Annotated in this window: 19 protein-coding genes; 7 read left to right on the top strand and 12 right to left on the bottom strand. The window is 74.4% G+C overall.

Annotated features, from left to right (window positions below):
- Positions 1-22 precede the first annotated feature (22 nt).
- Positions 23-1036 (bottom strand): iron-containing redox enzyme family protein, encoded by a 1014-nt coding sequence (locus ACWGH1_RS28195; RefSeq protein ID WP_453353803.1) that lies wholly within the window; start codon positions 1034-1036, stop codon positions 23-25.
- Positions 1033-1773: a HemK2/MTQ2 family protein methyltransferase gene (locus ACWGH1_RS28190; protein ID WP_453353802.1), complete on the bottom strand. Its 741-nt coding sequence runs from the start codon at positions 1771-1773 to the stop codon at positions 1033-1035. The genes ACWGH1_RS28195 and ACWGH1_RS28190 overlap by 4 nt, the downstream gene beginning before the upstream one ends.
- Positions 1774-1910: 137 nt before the next feature.
- On the opposite strand from ACWGH1_RS28190, the gene ACWGH1_RS28185 reads away from it, so the two are divergent.
- Entirely contained in the window at positions 1911-3095 is a 1185-nt protein-coding gene (locus ACWGH1_RS28185) for a zinc-dependent alcohol dehydrogenase (protein ID WP_453353801.1), read from the top strand.
- Between the two features lie 21 nt (positions 3096-3116).
- On the opposite strand, the gene ACWGH1_RS28180 is transcribed toward ACWGH1_RS28185, so the two are convergent.
- Genes ACWGH1_RS28180 through ACWGH1_RS28165 form a run of 4 tightly spaced genes read right to left on the bottom strand, consistent with a single transcriptional unit; the run spans position 3117 to position 6571 of the window.
- Positions 3117-4157 (bottom strand): NAD-dependent epimerase/dehydratase family protein, encoded by a 1041-nt coding sequence (locus tag ACWGH1_RS28180; protein ID WP_453353800.1) that lies wholly within the window; start codon positions 4155-4157, stop codon positions 3117-3119.
- Positions 4154-4876, bottom strand: a complete 723-nt coding sequence (locus tag ACWGH1_RS28175; RefSeq protein WP_453353799.1) for an HAD family hydrolase — start codon at positions 4874-4876, stop codon at positions 4154-4156. Before ACWGH1_RS28175 ends, ACWGH1_RS28180 begins: the two co-directional genes overlap by 4 nt.
- Before the next feature lie 37 nt (positions 4877-4913).
- Positions 4914-5237: a plasmid stabilization protein gene (locus ACWGH1_RS28170; protein ID WP_453353798.1), complete on the bottom strand. Its 324-nt coding sequence runs from the start codon at positions 5235-5237 to the stop codon at positions 4914-4916.
- 53 nt (positions 5238-5290) lie between these two features.
- Positions 5291-6571, bottom strand: a complete 1281-nt coding sequence (locus ACWGH1_RS28165; RefSeq protein ID WP_453353797.1) for a cytochrome P450 — start codon at positions 6569-6571, stop codon at positions 5291-5293.
- A 148-nt stretch (positions 6572-6719) separates the two neighbouring features.
- Between ACWGH1_RS28165 and ACWGH1_RS28160 the strand changes: the two genes are divergently transcribed.
- From ACWGH1_RS28160 to ACWGH1_RS28150, 3 genes are read left to right on the top strand one after another with little or no spacing between them, the layout of a single operon-like run.
- Positions 6720-6986, top strand: a complete 267-nt coding sequence (locus tag ACWGH1_RS28160) for a hypothetical protein (RefSeq protein WP_453353796.1) — start codon at positions 6720-6722, stop codon at positions 6984-6986.
- Positions 6987-7003: 17 nt separating this feature from the next.
- On the top strand, positions 7004-7291 hold the full coding sequence (locus ACWGH1_RS28155; RefSeq protein ID WP_453353795.1) for a CDGSH iron-sulfur domain-containing protein: 288 nt from the start codon (positions 7004-7006) through the stop codon (positions 7289-7291).
- On the top strand, positions 7288-8313 hold the full coding sequence (locus ACWGH1_RS28150) for an SDR family oxidoreductase (RefSeq protein ID WP_453353794.1): 1026 nt from the start codon (positions 7288-7290) through the stop codon (positions 8311-8313). The genes ACWGH1_RS28155 and ACWGH1_RS28150 overlap by 4 nt, the downstream gene beginning before the upstream one ends.
- A 31-nt stretch (positions 8314-8344) precedes the next feature.
- On the opposite strand, the gene ACWGH1_RS28145 is transcribed toward ACWGH1_RS28150, so the two are convergent.
- Positions 8345-8995: an ATP-binding protein gene (locus ACWGH1_RS28145; RefSeq protein ID WP_453409122.1), complete on the bottom strand. Its 651-nt coding sequence runs from the start codon at positions 8993-8995 to the stop codon at positions 8345-8347.
- Positions 8996-9274: 279 nt separating this feature from the next.
- Positions 9275-9709 (bottom strand): hypothetical protein, encoded by a 435-nt coding sequence (locus tag ACWGH1_RS28140; protein WP_453357863.1) that lies wholly within the window; start codon positions 9707-9709, stop codon positions 9275-9277.
- A gap of 294 nt (positions 9710-10003) precedes the next feature.
- Between ACWGH1_RS28140 and ACWGH1_RS28135 the strand changes: the two genes are divergently transcribed.
- Positions 10004-10495, top strand: a complete 492-nt coding sequence (locus tag ACWGH1_RS28135; protein WP_453409114.1) for an STAS domain-containing protein — start codon at positions 10004-10006, stop codon at positions 10493-10495.
- A gap of 37 nt (positions 10496-10532) precedes the next feature.
- Here the strand turns inward: ACWGH1_RS28135 and ACWGH1_RS28130 are convergent, their stop codons facing one another.
- Together ACWGH1_RS28130 and ACWGH1_RS28125 are read right to left on the bottom strand one after the other, a co-directional pair.
- Complete coding sequence (locus ACWGH1_RS28130; RefSeq protein ID WP_453357498.1) at positions 10533-11072, bottom strand: hypothetical protein; 540 nt, start codon at positions 11070-11072, stop codon at positions 10533-10535.
- A 1-nt stretch (position 11073) separates the two neighbouring features.
- Entirely contained in the window at positions 11074-11613 is a 540-nt protein-coding gene (locus ACWGH1_RS28125) for a hypothetical protein (protein WP_453357497.1), read from the bottom strand.
- A gap of 103 nt (positions 11614-11716) precedes the next feature.
- Here ACWGH1_RS28125 and ACWGH1_RS28120 point away from each other — a divergent pair, with 103 nt between their 5' ends.
- Positions 11717-12052: a YnfA family protein gene (locus ACWGH1_RS28120; protein WP_453357496.1), complete on the top strand. Its 336-nt coding sequence runs from the start codon at positions 11717-11719 to the stop codon at positions 12050-12052.
- Between the two features lie 14 nt (positions 12053-12066).
- Here ACWGH1_RS28120 and grpE read toward each other — a convergent pair whose 3' ends face one another.
- Positions 12067-12675: a nucleotide exchange factor GrpE gene (grpE, locus tag ACWGH1_RS28115; RefSeq protein WP_453409113.1), complete on the bottom strand. Its 609-nt coding sequence runs from the start codon at positions 12673-12675 to the stop codon at positions 12067-12069.
- Positions 12672-14555: a molecular chaperone DnaK gene (dnaK, locus tag ACWGH1_RS28110; RefSeq protein WP_453409112.1), complete on the bottom strand. Its 1884-nt coding sequence runs from the start codon at positions 14553-14555 to the stop codon at positions 12672-12674. Before dnaK ends, grpE begins: the two co-directional genes overlap by 4 nt.
- Before the next feature lie 258 nt (positions 14556-14813).
- Between dnaK and ACWGH1_RS28105 the strand changes: the two genes are divergently transcribed.
- Positions 14814-15554 carry a DUF72 domain-containing protein gene (locus ACWGH1_RS28105; protein WP_453409111.1) on the top strand — a complete coding sequence of 247 codons (741 nt, stop codon included), beginning with the start codon at positions 14814-14816 and terminating at the stop codon, positions 15552-15554.
- Positions 15555-15647: the final 93 nt, after the last annotated feature.

The raw sequence follows: 15647 nt of genomic DNA, 5'->3' as shown, positions 1-15647 counted from the left end.
TGGGCGGCGGCGGGCCCGGCGGTCACAGGGGTGTCCGCAGCGCGCTCACCCCCCGCCGCCACCGGTCCAGGAGCAGGGCCCCCAGGCGGTCCTCCAGCAGCACGGTGGCGTCGGCGCCGAAGGCGATGTCGCCCTCCAGACCGGGCTCGTCCTCCAGCAGGCCGGCGATGACCTCACGGCGCACGAGCTGCTCGTGGACGGCGTCGGCCTCCACGTGCTCGGCGTAGAAGTGCTCGGCGGCGGGCCCGGCGTCCAGGCGGCGCATCGCCGCCGCCAGCCGGCGCGAGCCGGGCGAGGAGGTGACCTCCACGCAGCCGAAATGGCCCACGAGCGCTCCGCGCAGCGCCCGGTGCAGGCCGAAGAGGGACATCATGTTCACGATCGCGAGGGCCTCGGCGGGCGCCGCGTCGAGGTAGTGGCCGTAGTCGGTGTTCAGGCCCAGGTCCGCCATCAGACGGGCGAAGAGCTCGGCGTGCACGCGGTCGGCGTGCCCGGCGCCGAACTCGTCGTACTCGATGGCGACCATGGCGGCTTTCGCCCGCCCGCGCAGCCGCGGGACGACCCAGACGTGGGGGTCGGCCTCCTTGAGGTGGTACAGGGAGCGCAGGGCGGCGTACTCGCGCACCTGCCCCAGGTCACCGTCGTGCTCCAGGTACCCGCTGACGCTGCCCGAGTGGTCGACGGGCTCCACCAGCAGCTCGCCGAAGGCCTGGTCGACGGTGCGGCCGGCGGGGGAGTCGGCGCGCAGGGCGGTCAGGAAGCACCGCTCCAGACCTTGGCGCAGGGCCAGCAGCTGCGGGTCCCACTCGCGGGTGTCCTCCACGGCCTCGAAGCCCCGGTAGTGCAGCTCGTAGAGCAGGTACAGGGCCAGCTGCAGGTCGTCCCCGTACGGGTCGGCGGCGCCGGCGGCGGCCGGGTCCGGGAGCGGGGCGGCCGGGTCGCGCAGGGCCGCGGCCACCGCGGCCGAGAGGGGTCCGCGGGGTGACGGGAGCCGGGGGGCGGTGGACGTGCGGGGGCGGGTGGTGCTCGCCGTCACGGGTGGATCCTCCTCAGGTGCCGGTGGCGGGCGCGGGGTGCGGGGGCGCCGGGCGCGACGGCCCGGATGACGACCAGTTCCTCCGTGCTCTCCTGCGGCCCCAGCAGGCCCCGCTGGCGCAGCCACGGCAGCCGGGAGCGCAGCACCGGGCCGAAGGGGATGCGGGCCCGGTCCACGACCTCGGCGCGCATCCCGGCGGCGGTCAGCCGGCGGAGCGTCGTGTCGGTCCCGCACAGGGCCGAGTGCACCATCAGCAGGATGCCGTGCGGTTTGAGGAGGCCGGGGGCGGTGGCGCAGAGCCGGTCGACGATCTCGCGCCCGTCGTGGCCCGCGTCCCAGGCGCGGGCGGGCCCCCGGGTGGGCAGGCGAGGGTCGGGGGCGGGTACGTAGGGCGGGTTGCTGACGACCAGGTCGAAGGGGCCGAGGGCCTGCGCGGCCGCCACGCTCCCCCGCCGGACGGTGACCGGCTGGCGCATGCGCAGGGCGTTGAGCCGTACGGTCAGCGCCGCGCGCCAGGAGATGTCCACCGCGCTCACCCGGGCCCCCAGGCGCGCCGCGTACAGGGCGAGCGCGCCGCTGCCGGTGCCGACGTCCAGTACGTCCATGCCCGGTGCGACCTCGCCCCGCACGGCTTCGGCGAGGAGGCACGTGTCCTCTTGGGGGGCGTAGACCCCGGGAAGGGTCCACAGGCGGGCGAATTCATGGCGCGCCCGTGGGAATCCGAGGCTCAGCGACATCCAGCACCTCCGTTGTCGGTCGGTCAACGGGCGGCTACCCCGTCCCGGGCACACCACACGTACCGGCCAGGTGTGCGGCGGCGTGAGGTGGGGAGGCGCGGAAGAGAGCAGTCCACTTCGTTGACGGAGGGAAGACCATGCGCGCATTGACCTGGCAGGGGACGCGGGACGTGCGGGTGGAGACCGTCCCGGACCCCGGGATCAAGGACCCGACGGACATCGTCGTCAAGGTGACGTCCACCGGTATCTGCGGCTCCGACCTGCACCTCTACGGGGTCCTCGGGCCGTTCCTGGAACCGGGGGACATCCTCGGCCACGAGGCCATGGGCGTGGTCGAGGAGGTGGGTCCGGACGTGACGACGCTGCGGCGCGGCGACCGGGTGGTCGTGCCGTTCAACGTCTCCTGCGGCGACTGCTACATGTGTGACCGGGGGCTGCACTCGCAGTGCGAGACCACCCAGGTCCGGGAGTACGACAAGGGCGCCTCGCTGTTCGGCTACACCAAGCTCTACGGGCAGGTGCCCGGCGGGCAGGCGGAGTACGTGCGGGTGCCGTTCGGGGACACGCTGCCGGTGAAGGTGCCCGAGGGGCCGCCGGACGAGCGTTTCGTGTACCTGTCCGACGTCCTGCCGACCGCCTGGCAGGCCGTGCAGTACGCGGCCGTCCCGCCGGGCGGCAGCGTCGCCGTCCTCGGTCTGGGGCCGATCGGCCAGATGGCCGCCCGGATCGCCCTCCACCGGGGTGCGGAGCTGGTCATCGGCGTGGACCTGGTGCCGGCCCGGCTGGAGCGGGCGAAGGCCTCCGGAGTCCACGTGCTGGACCTCAAGGAGCAGGGCAAGCACCTGGTGGCGGCCGTGCGCGATCTGACCGGCGGCCGCGGCCCGGACTCCGTCATCGACGCCGTCGGCATGGAAGCCCACGGGGCTCCGCTGGCCTCCGCCGCCCAGCGCTTCACGGGGCTGCTGCCGGACGCCGTGGCCAGGCCGCTGATGGAACGGGCCGGAGTGGACCGGCTGACCGCGCTGCACACCGCGATCAACCTGGTCCGCCGCGGCGGCACCGTCTCCGTCTCCGGCGTGTACGGGGGCGCGGCGGACCCGATGCCGCTGCTGACCATGTTCGACAAGCAGATCCAGCTGCGGATGGGCCAGGCGAACGTCCGGGCCTGGGTGAACGACATCCTGCCGCTGCTGGAGGACTCCGACCCGCTGGGCGTCGAGGGCTTCGCCACCCACACCATGCCGCTCGACGAGGCGCCCCGGGCCTACGCCATGTTCCAGGCCAAGGAGGACGGCATGATCAAGACCCTGCTGAGGCCGTGAGCCGCGAGGGCCCCGGGCGAGTCACGGTGCGAGGGGCGCGGTGTCCATTCCCGCGCCCTCGCGCAGGCCCGCCAGGAACTCCCGCACCGCCTCCACCGAGGTGTGGCGCGGCTCCCAGCCCAGTTCGGCCCGGGCCCGGGTGCTGTCCAGCAGCGGCAGCCGCAGCACCGCGTCGAACAGGTCGGGGGACGCGGGTACGGCGCGCAGCCGCCAGGCGGCGGAAAGCGCGGCCCGCACCGGCGCGGCCGGCATCCGGACGGTCCGGGCCCCGAGGATCTCGGCGAACCGCGCCGCGTCCAGCGGCGGGTCGGCGGCGAGGTTGAAGGCACCCCGGACGGGCCGGGTGACCGCCGCGGCGTAGGCCGCCGCCGCGTCGTCGGTGTGCAGTGCCTGCATGCGCAGGCCCGGCAGGTCGGGGACGACCGGGATCAGGCCGGGCCGGACCAGCCGGCCGGGCAGCAGCCGGCCCGCGAAGATGCGGCGCTGTTGGGAGGCGGACTCCCGCTTGAAGAGGAACCCCGGGCGCATGCGCACGACGCGGATGTCGGGGTGGGCGCTCTCGTAGGCGTCCAGGACCCGCTCCAGGTACGACTTCTCCCGGGTGTACGCGGCCTGCGGCCAGCCGTGGGTGGGCCAGCTCTCGTCCACGGCACGGTCCTTGGGGCCGGGCGAGTACGCGCCGACCGACGAGGCGTGGACGAGGGCGGGCACCCCGGCGGCGGCCACGGCCTCGAACACGCGGATGCTGCCGAGGACGTTGGTCCGCCAGGTCTCGGCGGGGTCGTGCGTGGGCTGGAACTTCCAGGCCAGGTGGACCACCGCGGCGGCGCCCTCGAAGAGCGGGACGAGGTCGGCGCCGCCGGGTTCGATGTTCACGGCGCGCCAGTCGGTGCCGTCCGGCCGCCAGTCGGGGAGCCGGCGCGCGAGGCCCAGGACGGAGCCCACGGCGGGGTCGTCCGTCAGGGCCCGCACCACGCTGGTGCCGACGTTCCCGGTGGCGCCCACGACGACGACGCGCAGGCCGGCCGCCGCGCCGGACTCGGCCGGGGGTGTGGCGGTCATGCCGGTCCCCTTCCAGCGGAGAGGCCCGGGGAGCCGGCCCCGGAGGGCTGCTCCTGCGGGACTTCCGCGAACGGACTGTCATCGAGGCGGGCGAGCAGTTCCGCCGGGTCCGCGTACACCGCGCGGGCCCCGGCCTGTTCCAGGTCGCGGCGCGGGATGCCGCCGCAGAGCAGGCCCACGCAGGCGACCTCGGCCCGGGTGGCGGCCTGCATGTCCCACACGCTGTCGCCGACGAACACGGAGGCGTGGGCGGGCGCGTCGGCGAGGTCGAGCGCGTGGTGCACCGGGTCGGGGGCCGGCTTGCCCGCGCTGACGTCGTCGGCACTCGCGGTGGCGGTGATGGCCTCGTCGGCGCCGATCGCCCGCCGCAGCGCCTCCAGTTCGGTGCTTCCGGCCGAGGTGACCAGCACCACCCGCCAGCCGCGCCCGTCCAGGGCGCGCAGCAGTCCGGCTGCGGAGTCGAAGCCGGGCAGCCGGTCGAAGTAGGTTCCGTACAGGGTGTCGTGGGCGGCTTTCAGCGCGTCGTCCTGACCCGTGTCGCGGTCGTCGCCCAGCAAGTGGGCGATCAGGTCCTCACCGGGCAGGCCGATCGCGCGGTGCACGGCGTGCATCGGCACGTCGTGACCGGCCTGCCGCAGCGCTTCCCACCACGACGTCACGTGCAGGTGATTGGTGTCGGCGAGGGTGCCGTCGACATCGAACAAGGCGGCGCGGTTCATGGGGTTCCTCCCGTGCGGACCGGACGATGGCCGGGGCTCACTTGCCCAGCTTCTCCTTCAGCTCGGCCTTGTTCATGGACGAGCGTCCGTGCAGGTTCTTGCGCTTGGCCTCCTCGTAGAGCTGGTCGTACGTCGGCCCCTGCGCGCCGCTGTGGGAACGCCGGCCGCCGCGCTCGGACGAGGACATGTCCTCCAGCGAGGTCTTGCTCGCCGTCTTCGACTCCCCCGCCCGGGCGCGCTCCTTGTTGACGGTGCGGGCGGCGATCTCCTCGGCGCGCTCGGTGCTCTCGCCGCGCTCCTCCGCGCTCTCCTTGATGTGCTCGTACTGCCGCTCGCGCTTGGGGCTGGATCCGGCGGGCATGGCTACTCCTTCGGTCGTTTGCGGTTCCCGACGTGTGGGGTTGGGTTCCGGCTTCACTGGTGCGGGGCCCGCGGGCCCCGGGACGGCACGCCGTCGGCGCGGACCGCCGTGCGCGCGTGGGCGACGATGAAACCGCTGCGCGGGCGGGTGGGCATGCGGTGGAGCGGGATCGTCAGATCCTGCTCCGGGACCTCGCAGTCCAGCTGGGCGAGGGCGGCGACGATGGCCGTCAGCAGGCTGACGGTGATGTCCTCGCCCGGGCAGCGGTGCCCGGTGCGGGCGTCTCCACCACCCTGGGCGACGAGGTCGTTCGGCACCGGTTCGCGGCCGACGAAACGGCAGGGGTCGAAGTCGCAGGGCTTCGGCCACACGTCCGGGTCGTGGTTGCGCCCGTACAGGTCGAGCAGGATCAGGCTGCCCTCGGGGACGGCGGTGCCCCGCCACGTCAGGTCACGGACCGCGAGACCGCCGACGAAGGGCGCGAAGGGGTAGAAGCGGCGGACCTCGTGGGCGAAGGCCCGCGCGTACGTCCCGTCGTCGCCCTGGAGCCGGTCCCGGTGGACGGGGGCGCTGTGCAGGGCGTGCGCGGCGAAGACCGTGAACCAGGACAGGGCCACCGTGGGGCGGATGATGTTGAGCAGTTCCACGGCCGCGGTACGCGGGTCCAGGAGGCGCCCGTCGGCGTCGCGGTGCCAGGCCACCGCGGCCAGGGCCGACCGGGGCCGTCCGTCCGCCCGGACGGGATCGGCCGCCGCGCGCAGTTCCGTCACGACGCGGCACAGCGCCCGCTCCTGGCGGGCCCGGGCGCGCCGGGCCTTCCAGTGGCGGGGGCCGGCGGTGGCGAAGCCGTCGACCGTGGCCACGCAGTCCTCGGCCAGTGAGCGCGCCGCTCCCTCCGAGAGGGGCAGCCCCACCCAGTCGCAGACGGTTCCGGCGAGGACGGCGCTGACTTCGTCGAAGAGCACCACCTCGCGCCCGTGCCAGCCGGCCACGGCGCGCGGCCAGCGGGCGGCGAAGCGTTCGGTGAGCGCCGTGATGCCGCCCTCGGCCATGAGGAGGGAGACGAACATGTCCTTGCGGACGCCATGGCGGTCACCGTCGAGCGTGTGCACCGCGCCCCGGCCGAACAGGGTGTCGAGGACGGGGCCGGGGAGGGCGCCCTCGCGGCGGACGTGCTGTTCGTCGTAGAAGAACTCCACCGCTCCCGGCCCGTCCAGGACGACCGTCCGCCGGCCCATGAGCCGGGTGACGACCGGTTCTTCCCCGGCGCGCTGCTGCAGACCGGGCAGCCAGGCGTAGCCGCGGGCCAGTAGCGAGGCGGTGCTGTCGATCACGGAAGCGAACATATGCGGCGCCTACCCGCTCCGCCGCCCGGCACTCCTGCCCGCTCGGGTGGGCGGGGCGTGCGGGCGCGTCCGTTCGGGGTAGGCGCACGGGTGGAGGGTCCGCGAGGACCCGGAGACTGCGACGAGGAGGCCGACGATGAGCGGTACGGGGCGAACGGGCGGGCCGGAGGCGGGCGGCGGGATGCGGGACAAGGCCCAGCGGCCCGGGATCGGCCGCGAGGAGCAGGTCGGCGAGGCCCCCGAGCCGGACCGCCGCACCCGCGGCCGGAGCAAGGAGGAGTCGACGCGGCGGCGGCCCGGGGAGCCGCTCGGACCGCAGGCGGACCGCGCGGGCGGGGGCGGGTCGCAAGACACGGACGAAACAACCGGCGCACACGGCCGAACGGGTTTCGACGGACCGTGACCGGCAAGGCGGACCCCATGAACGCGAAGCGATCCGAGGCGTACGCCGCGCCGGGGGCCCCGACGCCCGCCGGCAGCGGCGACCCGGTGCGGCACATCACCGAGCCGGACGGCCCCGAGCTGGTGGCGGGGCCGGTGGAACGGCCCCGGCGGGACGGTTCCACGGCCCGCTCCGAGCGCCCTGTCGTGGCCCTGTGCACCTGTCGGCGGAGCCGGATCTTCCCTTGGTGCGACACCAGCCACCGGGCGCGGACCCGCGCGGACGACGGCGCCGACGGGCCGGAGCGGGAAGGAGGGCAGCCGTGAGCACCTCCCCCGCCCCGGGCCGGGTCGTGGTCGTCACCGGCGCCAGCGGCGGCGTCGGGCGCGCCGTCGCCCGGGCCTTCGCCGCCCGCGGCGACCGGCTGGTGCTGGTCGCCCGTGGCGGGGCCGGCCTGGAAGGAGCCGTGCGGGACGTGGAGGCGCTGGGCGCGAAAGCCCTGGCGATCGAAGCGGACGTGGCCGACCCGGAGGCGGCCGAGGCCGCCGCCCAGCGGGCCGAGGACACGTTCGGCCCCCTCGACGTCTGGGTCAACATCGCCTTCTCGTCGGTGTTCGCGCCGTTCACCGAGATCAGCCCGGACGAGTTCCGCCGCGCCACGGAGGTCACCTACCTCGGGTACGTGTACGGGGCCCACGCGGCCCTGCGCCGGATGCTCCCGCGCGACCGCGGCACGCTGGTCCACGCCGGCTCCGCGCTCGCCTACCGCGGCATTCCGCTGCAGAGCGCGTACTGCGGCGCCAAACACGCCATCCAGGGCTGGCACGAAGCGCTGCGCTGCGAACTGCTCGCCTCGGGTACCGGTGTCCGCACCACGATGGTGCAGCTCCCCGCCCTGAACACCCCGCAGTTCGACTGGCTGCTCTCGCGGCTGCCGGGGCGCGCCCGGCCCGTGGCGCCGATCTACCAGCCGGAGCTGGCCGCCCGGGCCCTCCTGTACGCCGCGGACCACCCGGCGCGGCGGGAGTACTGGGTCGGGGCCAGTACCGCGGCGACGCTGCTGGCCAACGCGGTCGTGCCGGGACTGCTCGACCGGTACCTGGCCCGGACCGGCTTCGACTCCCAGCAGGGCGACGCGCCGCAGGGGCACGATGAGCCGGCGAACCTGTGGCAACCGGCCGACACCCGGCGGGACTTCGGGGCACACGGCCGCTTCGACGCGTCCGCGCGGCCGCGCAGCTTCCAGTGGTGGGCCACCCGCCACCGGGGCGCCCTCGCGGCGGCGGCGCTGTGCGGGGCGGGGGCCGCGGCCCTCGCCCGGACCCGGCGCACCGGCCGGGGCCGCTAGGGGGTGTCCGGAAAGGTCCAGCCGCGTCCGCTCAGGAGACCAGCGGGAGCCGGACCCGGATGCTCTTGCCGCCGTCCGGGAGCAGGGTGACGGCCACCTGGTCGGCCAGCAGGCAGACCAGCTGCCAGCCGAAGCCGCCCTCCGACATGGCGTGGTGGGTCGACGCGGTGCGCGGGACGTCGTCACTGGCGTCGCTGACGGTCAGCGTCACGGTTCCCCGGCCGAGTCCGGCGGCGAATCCGGTGAGGCCGCCGCCGTGGCGGAACGCGTTGGTGACCAGTTCGGAGGTCACGAGGAGGATGTCGGCCCGGGCGGTGCCTCTCACCGGAAATCCGGCCCGGTCCGGAGCGGCGTCCAGGAGATCCGCCACGACGGAGCGTGCTTCAGCCGCGTCGGACGGCACCGGCCGTTGCGTCCGGCGCTGCGCATGCTCCCCGGCCGTCACACCATCCCACCCGCCTCTCTCCGTAGGATCGTCGCTCCCCCACTCCGTGTGCCCCTCCCCATGAGGCCCATACCCGCCCACGGCCCGGGCCTCGCCGGCCCGGCTGCCGACGGCTGGTCGTCGGAACACGGTCCTTCCCGCGATCACGTCACGGGCGGGCTCGTTCTGCCCGTGGGAGAAGGCGTGGGCCCTGAGCCGGGCCAGCGCCCGGTGGGGGTCCGCGTCCAGCCGGACCATCAGCATTCCGGTCGCCTGGCGGACCTCCCCGTGGTCCGTCTCGGCCGCCACCAGCCGGCCGGCGGCCGGGCGGCGCGCCCCGGGCCGCTCCTCATGGAGGGCGAGCAGCGCGACGGTGATCGACTCGGCCGCGGGCAGGGCCAGGGCGAGATGGCGGGGGCTGAGGGCGCCGGGCGGGCCGTGGTAGCAGCGCCGTCCCGATCGGGACGGCGCTGCTACCAGCGGCAGGGAGAAGACGGCCCGGCTCCGGCGCGGCAGCGCCCGGGGGCGTCCTGCCCCTCAGTCGCAGGGGTGGGTGCCGCGGCGGGCGCTGCGGATGCCGTGCGCACGCTGTTCGAGGGCGCGGACGTACACCGCGTGCCGCAGCAACGTCAGGGCCTCGTCGGAGCCGGGCCGGGGCGGCCCGAGCGTCGGGGTGAGGTGCGGCAGGGCCGGGAGGACGCCGACCCGCTCGGCGATGACGGCCACCGGGACGGCGTGCTCGGACCCGTACGCCCCCGCCAGCCGGAGCAGCCCCGCACCCGCGCCGCTGGAGCTCGGCCCGTACTCGATGTCCAGCACGATCGCCTCCAGGTCCGCGGGCAGCTCCCGGAGGGCGGCGTCGAACGCGGCCTCGGCCTGCGGTCCGTCGGCGCCCGCTCCGCAGCAGGTCAGGAATGCGGTCCTGCCGTGGACCCGGACCTGGATCCGCATGGGCTTCCACATGGCGGGCATCGCGCGCTCCCCGGACAGAGTCGGGTAGCAGCCCAGAGCCGCAGCAGGCGCTGGTTACCGGCACCGGCGGCTGCCGGGTGCGGTCCAGCGTCCAAAGCCGCGACGGCGCGTGCACACGCGCCCGTGTACGGCCCGCGTTCCAGCGGGTCCCCGTAGCCTCGAATCGACGGAACCAGGCTGATCGGTCCCCTTCAGGGTCCCACCCGCGGCGCGCCCTGACCAGGGGTGCGGGCCGCCGCCCGGGGCCCCGAGGCCAAGGGGTCAAAACGGTCGCCCAGGCTCGATGATGGAAGGGTGCCGTACGCGTTCGGGATCGGGATCGGGCGGCAGGGGAACACCCTGCTGGTGACCCCTCACGGCGCGATCGACCACCGGGCGGAGCCGGAGCTCGCCCGGCTGGTGGCGGGGCTGCCGTCGGACGTACGCGTGGTGGTCCTGGACATGCGGGACGTCCCGTTCATGGACCTGACCGGCCTGCACTTCCTGGTGCGCGTGTACCGGCACGCCGAAGCGCACGGGCAGCAGCTGACGGGGCTGGGGTGGCAGCCCCAGCCCCGTCAGCTGCTGTACACCGTCCTGGACCGGGATCACGCCGTCGACGACGGCGCGCCGGTGGGCCGACCAATCCTGGAGGTGCGCCGGACGCTGCGTGAACGCGCCGAGGTGCGGCGCGGCCGGGGGCGCGAGCGGGCCCGCGCCGCCCGGGAGCCGGCCGACGGGGCGCGCCGCTGGCTGCCCGCGGCACTGGCGGACGTGCTGCGCGAGGGGTCCGGCCGGACCCCGTGAGGGCGCCCCGCCGACCTTCGCGCCGCGCCAGAGGCGGTCAGGTGGTGAGGAGGCGGTTGAAGAAGGAGCGGTAGCGCTGGAGCGCGATCCGCAGGTCCTCCGTCACCACTTCCTCGCCCTTGCTCCACTGCCCCTCCAATTCCTCCTTGTGTGAGGCGAAGGTGCGGGCCAGCGTCTGCATCACCTCTGCGACGAGGGTGTCCGCGGATCTGACCGCGTCCTGCGGGTCGTCGACGAAGCGGCCCTGGATCTCGCTCCACCGCGTGCGGAACTCCTCCGCTTCGGTGGGCGCGAGCAGCGGTTCGTCCGTCCCGCCGTCCGTCGCGCCCGTGCCGGCGGCCGTCCTGTCCGCTCCTGCCCGGTCGTCTCCCCGTACGCCTTCCCGTACGTCTTCGCCTGCGCCTTGTCCGGTCGCCTCCGGGGCGCGCTCGTCGGCGACTGCGCCTCCATCGCGGTCGCCCGTCGCCTCCCCGGGGTAGACGGCGGTGCTCCGCTCGTCGGATCCCGGATGCGCGAGGCTCTCCGTGGTCAGGCCGCCCTCGTCGGGCCGGCCGGCCGTCTCGTCGCGGTCCTGCATGTCAACGGCCTCCTTGGTCGCCGAGCAGCTCCTGGAACAGGGCGCGGTAGTGCACCATCGCCCCGCGGAGCTCCTCCGTAGTCGCCTGTCCTCCGCTGCTGCGCGCGTTGACCGCGTGGGCGGAGCGGTAGTGCTCCAACGTGCTCGCGTGCTCGACCGACAGGTCGCGCACCTGGTCGCCGAACCCGTTGGTGGGGTAGCCGCGTTCCCTCATGAGCCGCGTCACCAGGTCGTCCGCCTCGGCCACGGCCCCTTCGGGGCGGTCCACGAAGTGCTCCTGGACCCCCTGCCACTCCTCGGCGTACTGGGTCCGGCGCGCGGGGGGCAGTTCCTTGACGTCCAGCTTGTCGTGCCGCTGCTCGCGGGCGCGCAGTTCACGCTCGGCGGCCAGCCGGCCGCCCTCGTCCTCGACCGTGCGGTCGTACTCGGGTCCGAACCGCTCCCGCAGGTGCCGTCGGCGCGAGACGAACCAGAACCCGGCCGCGATGGCGATCAGTACCACTACGGCAACGATGATCGCGATGAGCGTGCTTGTCGACATTGCGGGCCTCCACTCGGGGCCGTCTCTCGTCGGTGTCGTCATTGGCGCGTGCCCGCGTTCGGGTGGCGCAAACCGTGGTGCGGCCGCCCGTTACAGTCGGCGCGTGAACGTAGTCCGCTCCATCGCCCTGTTCGTCGTGGCCGCCCTCCTGGAGATCGGCGGTGCCTGGCTGGTCTGGCAGGGCCTGCGGGAGCACCGGGGGCGGCTGTGGGTCGGCGCGGGGTTCGTGGCCCTCGGGCTGTACGGAGTCGTCGCCACTCTCCAGAGCGACGAGAACTTCGGCCGGATCCTCGCCGCGTACGGGGGCGTCTTCGTGGCGGGTTCCCTCGTCTGGGGCATGGTCGCGGACGCGTACCGGCCCGACCGCTACGACGTCACCGGCGCCTTGGTCTGCCTCGCCGGCATGGCCGTGATCATGTACGCGCCGCGCGGCCACTGAGGCGCTCCCGTCGGTCAGGGGCCGGGCTCCGGTCCGGCGACCGCCACTTGGGCGGGGCGCAGCAGGCGGCCGCCCACCCGGTAGCCGGGGCGCAGGACGCGGGCGCAGGCCGGGGTGGTGCGGTCGGGGTCGGGGGCGGAGGTGACGGCTTCGTGGACGCGGGGGTCGAAGGGGTCGCCGGGTTCGCCGAAGGCCTCCAGCCCGAGGGCGGCGAGGCGGGATTCCAGCAGACGGGCGACGGCTTCGAGACCTTCACCGGCTTCGCCGTGCGCGCGGGCGGCGTCCACGGCGTCGAGCACCGGCAGCAGCCCGCCGAGCACGTTGGAGACGGCCGCCTCGCGTACCGCGAGCCGGTCGCGCCGCACCCGTTTGCGGTAGTTGTCGTACTCCGCTTTGAGCCGTTGCAGGTCGGCGGTGCGCTCGGCGAGCACGCGGACCGCTTCCGGCGTTCCCGCGGCCCCGGCCGGGCGGCCGGGCGCCGGGTCGGGGAGGCCGGCCCGGTCCGGGTGGCCCGGGGTGCGGGGGGTGAGGGCGGGCGGCCCGGTCCGGCGCCGGTCGCGCAGGACGACGACCGCGGCGGCGTCGGGGCGTTCCCGGCGCGGGGGCTCGGCCGGGTGGTTCATGCCGTGTCTCCCTTGGGCTTCTCGTCGTCGACGATCTCGGCGTCGACCACGTCGTCGTCGGCCGCGCCGTCCTCGGCCCCGCCGGTGGTGGCCGCGCCGCCGGCGGCCCGGTCCGCCTGCGCGTCGGCGTAGATCGCCTGGCCGAGCTTCTGGCTGACCGCCGCGACCTTCTCCGTGGCGGTACGGATCGCGGCCGTGTCACCGCCCTCGGCGGACTCGGCCTTGAGCTTCTCCTTCAGCTCGGCGACGGCCGCCTCGACCTCCGTCCTGACGTCACCGGGGACCTTGTCCTCGTTGTCCTTGACGAACTTCTCCGTCTGGTACACGAGCTGCTCGGCCTGGTTGCGGGTCTCCGCGGCCTCCTTGCGGCGGCGGTCCTCCTCGGCGTGCTGTTCGGCGTCGTGCACCATGCGCCGGATGTCGTCCTTGGGCAGTGAGGAGCCGCCGGTGACGGTCATCCGCTGTTCCTTGCCCGTGCCGAGGTCCTTGGCCGTGACGTGCATGATGCCGTTGGCGTCGATGTCGAAGGTCACTTCGATCTGCGGGACCCCGCGCGGGGCCGGCGGCAGACCGGTCAGCTCGAACATGCCGAGCTTCTTGTTGTACGCCGCGATCTCGCGCTCGCCCTGGTAGACCTGGATCTGCACCGACGGCTGGTTGTCCTCGGCCGTCGTGAACGTCTCCGACCGCTTGGTCGGGATGGTCGTGTTGCGCTCGATCAGCTTGGTCATGATGCCGCCCTTGGTCTCGATGCCGAGGGACAGCGGGGTCACGTCGAGCAGCAGGACGTCCTTGACCTCACCCTTGAGCACACCGGCCTGCAGGCTCGCGCCGATGGCGACGACCTCGTCCGGGTTGACGCCCTTGTGCGGGTCCTTGCCGGTGAGTTCCCGGACCAGGTCGGTCACGGCCGGCATCCGGGTGGAGCCGCCGACCAGGATGACCTCGTCCACGTCGCCGACCTTGATCTTCGCGTCCTTGACGGCCTGGTGGAAGGGGGTCTTGCAGCGCTCCAGCAGGTCCGCGGTCAACTGCTGGAACCCGGTGCGGGTGAGCTTCTCCTCCAGGTGCAGCGGCCCCTCGGCGGAAGCCGTGATGTAGGGCAGGTTGATGTTCGTCTCGGTGGCGGAGGACAGCTCGATCTTCGCCTTCTCGGCGGCCTCGCGCAGCCGCTGGAGCGCCATCCTGTCCTTGGTCAGGTCGATGCCGTGGCCGTTCTGGAACTGCTTCGCGAGGTGGTCGACGATCCGCTGGTCCCAGTCGTCACCGCCCAGGTTCGTGTCGCCGTTGGTGGCCTTCACCTCGACGATCCCCTCGCCGATCTCCAGCAGGGACACGTCGAACGTGCCGCCACCGAGGTCGAAGACGAGGATCGTCTGGTCGTTCGCCTTGTCCAGTCCGTAGGCCAGGGCGGCGGCCGTCGGCTCGTTGACGATGCGCAGGACCCTCAGGCCCGCGATCTCGCCGGCTTCCTTGGTGGCGGTGCGCTGCGTGTCGTTGAAATAGGCCGGGACGGTGACCACCGCGTCGGTGACGTCCTCGCCGAGGTAGGCCTCGGCGTCCCGCTTGAGCTTCTGCAGGACCCGCGCGGAGATCTCCTGCGCCGTGTACCGCTTGCCGTCCACGTCCCCGTGTTCCGGGAAGCGCCACTGCGGGTCGCCCATGTGCCGCTTGACCGAGCGGGCCGTACGGTCCACGTTGGTGACCGCCTGGCGCTTGGCGATCTCCCCGACGAGGACCTCACCGCCCTTGGCGAAGGCCACGACCGAGGGGGTGGTCCTGGCCCCTTCGGCGTTGGGGATGACGGTGGGCTCGCCGCCCTCCAGGACGCTGACGACCGAGTTCGTGGTTCCGAGGTCGATGCCGACCGACCGTGCCATGGTCCGCTCCCTTCGCGGCTGCGGGCCGGTCACTCGCGTCGGCGCGGGAATCCCCCTGTCCCGCAGGACGGTTGCGGACAGCCGGCGGTGCGTGCGGGCCGGCCCTCACCTCCTGGATACGTCGGCGCCACCCGCCTGTCAACGCGCCCTGCCAACGCGCCCGGGAACCCGCCCGCCCCGCCCGGAGGAACCGTTTCGGCGGGGCCGCTCCGGGCAGGCGCCCGTCGCACAGGTTCCGTCGCGTCAGCGGAGGTGGCCATGCCCGTGTTCGTCGGGACGTCCGGCTGGCAGTACCGCGACTGGGCGGGGACCTTCTATCCGCCGGACGTGCCGCAGCGCCTGTGGCTGGAGGAGTACGGACGGCACTTCGCCACGGTGGAGAACAACAACGCCTTCTACCGGCTGCCCGCCCCCGAGACTTTCGCGGCGTGGCGCGCCCGCACTCCGGACGGTTTCGTGATCGCCGTCAAGGCCAGCCGCTTCCTGACCCACATCAAACGGCTGCGCGACCCCGAGGAGCCGGTACGCCGGCTGATGACGCACAGCGCCGCCCTCGGGCCCCGGCTGGGGCCCGTCCTCCTCCAGCTGCCGCCCACCCTGCGCGCGGACGCGCGGACCCTTGACGCCTGCCTCGCCTGCTTCCCGGCCGGGGTGCGGGTGGCGGTGGAGCCCCGGCACGAGTCGTGGTGGACGGATGAGATCCGGTCGGTCCTCGCCGGGCGGGGCGCCGCCCTGTGCTGGGCGGACCGGCACTCGCGGCCGGTGACGCCGCTGTGGCGGACCGCCGACTGGGGGTACGTACGGTTCCACGAGGGCCGTGCACAGCCGTGGCCCCGGTACGGGCCGGGCGCGCTGCGCTCCTGGGCGGGGCGGATCGCGGACACCTGGCCGGCGCGGGCGGACGTGTTCGCCTACTTCAACAACGACCCGGGCGGGGCCGCCGTCCGGGACGCCGAGGCGTTCCGCCGGCTGGTGGGCGCGGCGGCCGTGCCGGCTTGAAGGGGCGGCGGTTCACCCGTCCGCTCCGGCTAGACGGGCGGACGCGGAGCGGCCACGGGGGTGTCGGGGCGCGCACCGCCCGGCACCTGGGAG

This window comes from Streptomyces sp. NPDC054883, assembly GCF_053610645.1.
The sequence above is the reverse complement of the archived record's forward strand: the minus strand, read 5'-3'. Positions and strand labels throughout refer to the sequence as shown.

Bases quoted from the DNA above. Each gene is read 5' to 3' on its own strand.
- ACWGH1_RS28190 (WP_453353802.1), bottom strand. From the start codon at position 1,773: ATGTCGCTGAGCCTCGGATTCCCACGGGCGCGCCATGAATTCGCCCGC.
- ACWGH1_RS28185 (WP_453353801.1), top strand. From the start codon at position 1,911: ATGCGCGCATTGACCTGGCAGGGGACGCGGGACGTGCGGGTGGAGACC.
- ACWGH1_RS28180 (WP_453353800.1), bottom strand. From the start codon at position 4,157: ATGACCGCCACACCCCCGGCCGAGTCCGGCGCGGCGGCCGGCCTGCGC.
- ACWGH1_RS28175 (WP_453353799.1), bottom strand. From the start codon at position 4,876: ATGAACCGCGCCGCCTTGTTCGATGTCGACGGCACCCTCGCCGACACC.
- ACWGH1_RS28170 (WP_453353798.1), bottom strand. From the start codon at position 5,237: ATGCCCGCCGGATCCAGCCCCAAGCGCGAGCGGCAGTACGAGCACATC.
- ACWGH1_RS28160 (WP_453353796.1), top strand. From the start codon at position 6,720: ATGAGCGGTACGGGGCGAACGGGCGGGCCGGAGGCGGGCGGCGGGATG.
- ACWGH1_RS28155 (WP_453353795.1), top strand. From the start codon at position 7,004: ATGAACGCGAAGCGATCCGAGGCGTACGCCGCGCCGGGGGCCCCGACG.
- ACWGH1_RS28145 (WP_453409122.1), bottom strand. From the start codon at position 8,995: ATGGTCCGGCTGGACGCGGACCCCCACCGGGCGCTGGCCCGGCTCAGG.
- ACWGH1_RS28140 (WP_453357863.1), bottom strand. From the start codon at position 9,709: ATGCCCGCCATGTGGAAGCCCATGCGGATCCAGGTCCGGGTCCACGGC.
- ACWGH1_RS28130 (WP_453357498.1), bottom strand. From the start codon at position 11,072: ATGCAGGACCGCGACGAGACGGCCGGCCGGCCCGACGAGGGCGGCCTG.
- ACWGH1_RS28125 (WP_453357497.1), bottom strand. From the start codon at position 11,613: ATGTCGACAAGCACGCTCATCGCGATCATCGTTGCCGTAGTGGTACTG.
- grpE (WP_453409113.1), bottom strand. From the start codon at position 12,675: ATGAACCACCCGGCCGAGCCCCCGCGCCGGGAACGCCCCGACGCCGCC.
- dnaK (WP_453409112.1), bottom strand. From the start codon at position 14,555: ATGGCACGGTCGGTCGGCATCGACCTCGGAACCACGAACTCGGTCGTC.
- ACWGH1_RS28105 (WP_453409111.1), top strand. From the start codon at position 14,814: ATGCCCGTGTTCGTCGGGACGTCCGGCTGGCAGTACCGCGACTGGGCG.